The sequence below is a fragment of the Luteibacter sp. P4_E6 genome, from assembly GCF_056401535.1.
The window spans coordinates 1-4,043 of record NZ_JBFUJE010000356.1 but is presented as its reverse complement, the minus strand read 5'-3'; the positions used below and the strand labels follow the sequence as shown (position 1 = coordinate 4,043).

Annotated in this window: 6 protein-coding genes; 5 read left to right on the top strand and 1 reads right to left on the bottom strand. The window is 64.5% G+C overall.

Features of this window, described 5'->3' with window-relative positions:
• On the bottom strand, positions 1 to 927 hold a 927-nt coding region (locus AC1DT2_RS17055), incomplete at its 3' end, for a peptide MFS transporter (protein ID WP_477297654.1).
• A gap of 274 nt (positions 928 to 1,201) precedes the next feature.
• Here AC1DT2_RS17055 and AC1DT2_RS17050 point away from each other — a divergent pair.
• From AC1DT2_RS17050 to AC1DT2_RS17030, 5 genes are all read left to right on the top strand, one after another.
• Positions 1,202 to 1,576 carry a diacylglycerol kinase gene (locus AC1DT2_RS17050; RefSeq protein ID WP_063574367.1) on the top strand — a complete coding sequence of 125 codons (375 nt, stop codon included), beginning with the start codon at positions 1,202 to 1,204 and terminating at the stop codon, positions 1,574 to 1,576.
• A 129-nt stretch (positions 1,577 to 1,705) separates the two neighbouring features.
• On the top strand, positions 1,706 to 2,347 hold the full coding sequence (locus tag AC1DT2_RS17045; RefSeq protein ID WP_213948776.1) for a LemA family protein: 642 nt from the start codon (positions 1,706 to 1,708) through the stop codon (positions 2,345 to 2,347).
• Positions 2,347 to 3,243: a TPM domain-containing protein gene (locus tag AC1DT2_RS17040; RefSeq protein WP_477297653.1), complete on the top strand. Its 897-nt coding sequence runs from the start codon at positions 2,347 to 2,349 to the stop codon at positions 3,241 to 3,243. The genes AC1DT2_RS17045 and AC1DT2_RS17040 overlap by 1 nt, the downstream gene beginning before the upstream one ends.
• Positions 3,243 to 3,743: a TPM domain-containing protein gene (locus AC1DT2_RS17035; RefSeq protein WP_477297651.1), complete on the top strand. Its 501-nt coding sequence runs from the start codon at positions 3,243 to 3,245 to the stop codon at positions 3,741 to 3,743. Before AC1DT2_RS17040 ends, AC1DT2_RS17035 begins: the two co-directional genes overlap by 1 nt.
• A 107-nt stretch (positions 3,744 to 3,850) precedes the next feature.
• On the top strand, positions 3,851 to 4,043 hold a 193-nt coding region (locus tag AC1DT2_RS17030; protein WP_477297649.1), incomplete at its 3' end, for a hypothetical protein.

The window sequence follows — 4,043 nt, the reverse complement described above, 5'->3', positions numbered from 1 at the left end:
CTGCAGGTCGACGTTGCGCTGTGCAAACAGATTCAGCGAGGTCGACATCTGCTGGTAGAAGATGAAGAAGAAGATCGTCTGGATCGTCAGCACCAGCGCGGCGATGAGGCCGGCGCGCTCGCCCTTCCCGCTGGAGCGGATGAGGTGAACGAAGATCAGCAGGATCGCCACGCCGGCAGCGTAAACACACGCCTGGGCGACGCCCTGGTTCTGCAGGATGTAAGCCGAGGCGCCGATGATGGCCGCGCCGGCGACGATGATGCCGAGCACGTTCTTCAGCACGGGCGGATGTTCGTCCGGCGTCGAGCCGACATGGGCCAGCGTGCGGCGCATGAAGTAATAGTTGACCAGGCCGAGGATCAGGCCGATGGAGCAGACGCCGAATGCCGTATGCCAGCCGAGTGCGTCACCGTAGTTCCTGCCCACGGCGTCGCGGATCCAGGGCGTGAGGATCATCGACACGGTGGAGCCGATGTTCACCGCCATGTAGTAGATGGTGAACGCACTATCGATGCGTACTTCGTCACCCTCGTAGATCTTGCGCACGAGATTGCCGGCGTTCGGCTTGAACATGCCGTTGCCGAGGATGATCACGCCGAGTGCGAGGTACAGGAAGTGGGCGTTGTTGGTCGGGATCCAGAGCAGCGCATAGCCAACCATGAGGACCACGGCACCGGTAAGCATCGTGCGACGCGTACCGAGGAATTTGTCGCCGATCCAGCCGCCGATGGCCGGGGTGGCGTAGATCAGGGCAGAAGCGGCGCCCCAGACAAGGTTGGCGTCGATGTCGGCAAAGCCGAGCTTCTTCACCATGTAGGTGACCATCAGCACCTGCATGCCGTAGAAGCCGAAGCGCTCCCACATTTCGATGAGGAAGACCGTGCTGAAAGACTTGGTCTGTGAAACGGGCGGGTTCTGGATTGCCATGTATTTTCCGGAAGCATTGGAAACAGCGAGCCGGGCGATTCGAGCCGGCTCCCGTCGCCGTGACCCTGAACGAAGTCACAACCGTTCAAGCGTAATACAAATGTTCCACCGGGTTGTGCTGCAGCGCCAGAGGGGCGCGGCGATACGCCACGTGATGGGGTCTGGGCGGCTTCGAAGGCGGGCTATGGCATCATATGAGGCCTCCCGCCCTATCCAGCCCGAAGCCATGGTCCCGAATCCCTCCTTTTTGTCCGCTTCGGCGACCTGATCACCTATGGCTTCCACGATTCCGCGCGGGCCGCGACAGGTTTTTTCGGCGTTCCAGTGGTCCATGAAGGGCCTGAAAGCCTGCTACCAGCACGAGGCCTCGTTCCGGCTTGAGGTTTATCTTGCCGTGATCCTGGTTCCCCTCGGCTTCTGGCTGGGTCAGGGCGGGGTCGAAAAGATCCTGCTGGTCACCTTTCCCATCCTCGTCCTCGCCGCCGAACTGCTGAACTCGGCTATCGAGGCCGTGGTCGATCTGGTCAGCCCCGAATTCCACGAACTGGCCGGCCGGGCCAAGGACATGGGCTCCGCCGCGGTGTTTTTCCTCCTGCTGATGATCGGCGTGAGCTGGGCCCTGATCCTGATCCCCCACTACACCCACTGACCTCGTCGGTTCCGGTGACTGCCGGTTCTTTGTGGGAGCCGGCTTTGCCGGCGATGCTCTTGCTGCGATTTCCTGCGAACGTTCAAGCTTTGGGTTAACTTGTCCCCCGCACCCCAAGGAATCGCCGCCATGAAGACACTCGTCCGTGCTTTTGCCCTCGTCCTGCTTGCCGGGTTCCTGTCCGGCTGTGGCTACAACGCCATCCAGCGCGAGGACGAATCCGTCAAGGCTGCCTGGTCTGAAGTGCTGAACCAGTACCAGCGCCGCGCCGACCTGGTCCCGAACCTGGTCAACACCGTGAAGGGCTACGCCCAGCACGAAGAACGCGTGCTTACCGAGGTCACCAACGCTCGTGCGAAGGTCGGCCAGACCCAGATCACCCCGGAGCTCGCCAACGATCCCGAGGCCCTGGCCAAGTTCCAGGCGGCCCAGGGCCAGCTGTCCGGCGCGCTCTCGCGCCTGATGGTGGTCAGCGAGAACTACCCCCAGCTCAAGGCAGACGGCTCCTTCCGCGACCTGCAGGCCCAGCTCGAGGGCACCGAGAACCGCATCACCGTGGCGCGCAATCGCTATGTCGCGGCCATCCAGTCCTACAACACGCTGATTCGCTCCTTCCCGAACAACCTGACCGCCAAGGTCATGGGCTACAAGGTGAAGCCGAACTTCAGCGTCGAGAACGAGAAGGCGATTTCCACCGCGCCGACCGTGGACTTCGGCTCCACGCCGGCTCCGGCCCAGGCTCCGGCACCGGCTTCCTCGGCCAGCCGCTGATGTTCCGGTTCGCGGCGCGGCTGCTGCTCGCCGTCGCCCTGTTGGTGCCGCCCCTGGCGGCGCTGGCGGAAGGCGACGCCGCCGTGCCGACGCTGCAGCGGCACGTCACCGACCTCACCGGTACGCTAAGCGCCGACCAGGTCAACCAGCTGGATACCCGGCTGGCCGACCTGGAAAAGCGCAAGGGCGCCCAGGTGGTCGTGCTGATGGTGCCCACGACGCAGCCGGACGACCTCGAGGGCTATTCGCTCAAGGTCGCCGAGGCCAACAAGATCGGCCGCAAGGGGCCGGACGACGGCGTCCTTCTGCTGGTCGCCAAGGACGACCGCCGGGTCCGCATCGAGACGGGCTACGGCCTCGAAGGTGCGCTCCCCGACGCGATCGCCTCACGGATCATCCGCGAGTACATGGCTCCCAAGCTGCGCACTAACGACTACTACGGCGGCATCAACGACGCGCTGACGGCGATCACCCAGATCGTCGATGGCGAAGCCCTGCCGCCACCGGTCAATCCCGACGAAGCCCATGAGCGCCGACACGGCGGTGGCAACCTGTTCCTGCCGCTGATCTTCGGCGTGCTTTTCCTTCGCGGCATCCTCGGCCGTGCACCGCTGTGGGCGCGTATGCCCATCGGTGGTGCCGTCACGGGCGGACTGGCGTGGCTGATCATGAGCTCGGTGTTTGGCGGGGTTATCGGCCTCGTCGCTGGCGCCCTGTTCATGGCGATTCCGGGTGGTGCGGGCCGCTCCATCGGTGGCGGTGGCTGGGGCGGCTTTGGTGGCTTCGGCGGCGGTGGCGGTTTTGGTGGTGGCGGCTTCGGTGGCGGTGGGGGAGGCGGCGGCTTCAGCGGAGGCGGCGGCAGCTTCGGTGGTGGCGGCGCGTCGGGGAGCTATTGATGGACATGCAACGGATCGTCGCCAATCTGTTCGGTGCCTGGTTCCAGATGGGTCGGCAGTTCGGGTCGGACACCCTCGACGCGATTGCGGGCACGGTTTCGTCGGGAGAAACCACACACCGGGGCGAATTACGCGTCGCGATCGAATCGCGCCTGCCGTTCTCCGCTGTCGCGTCTGGCGTCACGGCCCGCGACCGCGCGGCGATGCTGTTCGCTCATCTGCGCGTCTGGGACACTGAAGATAACTGTGGTGTCTTGCTGTACGTGTTGCTTGCCGAGCATCGCATCGAAATCATCGCGGACCGCGGCATCGCGCGGGCCGTCACGCAGGCGGAATGGGAAGCCATCACCGTCCATATGCGCGACGCGTTCGCCCAGGGCCGTTTTCGCGAAGGCGTGCAGATCGGCGTCGCCGACGCCGGTGCGTTACTGACCCGGCATTTCCCTGCCGACGGTCGTTCGCGCGAAAACGAGCTGCCCGACCGACCACTGGTGCTGTAACCCTGGCGTTACGCACTGGGGGCGCGGGAGGCATACGCCCTTCGGGGAATGGTCTGGAGGCTCTTCCCGTAGCACGCTTGACGAGTCATCCCCGTCCGGTGCGACGCATGAAGACCTTCCTGCTCCTGCTCATCCTGTTGCTCGGACCGTCGCTGGCGCAGGCCCAGTCCGGCAACGACGAAGCCGCTCTCACGGCACTACCCCAGGCTTTCATCGATGCCTGGAATCGGCACGACGGTCACGGCCTCACCGTTCTCACCGAGCGTGAGGTCGATTTCGTCACGGTCGACGGCAAGTGGA

Bases quoted from the DNA above. Each gene is read 5' to 3' on its own strand.
- AC1DT2_RS17035 (WP_477297651.1), top strand. From the start codon at position 3,243: ATGGACATGCAACGGATCGTCGCCAATCTGTTCGGTGCCTGGTTCCAG.
- AC1DT2_RS17045 (WP_213948776.1), top strand. From the start codon at position 1,706: ATGAAGACACTCGTCCGTGCTTTTGCCCTCGTCCTGCTTGCCGGGTTC.
- AC1DT2_RS17040 (WP_477297653.1), top strand. From the start codon at position 2,347: ATGTTCCGGTTCGCGGCGCGGCTGCTGCTCGCCGTCGCCCTGTTGGTG.
- AC1DT2_RS17050 (WP_063574367.1), top strand. From the start codon at position 1,202: ATGGCTTCCACGATTCCGCGCGGGCCGCGACAGGTTTTTTCGGCGTTC.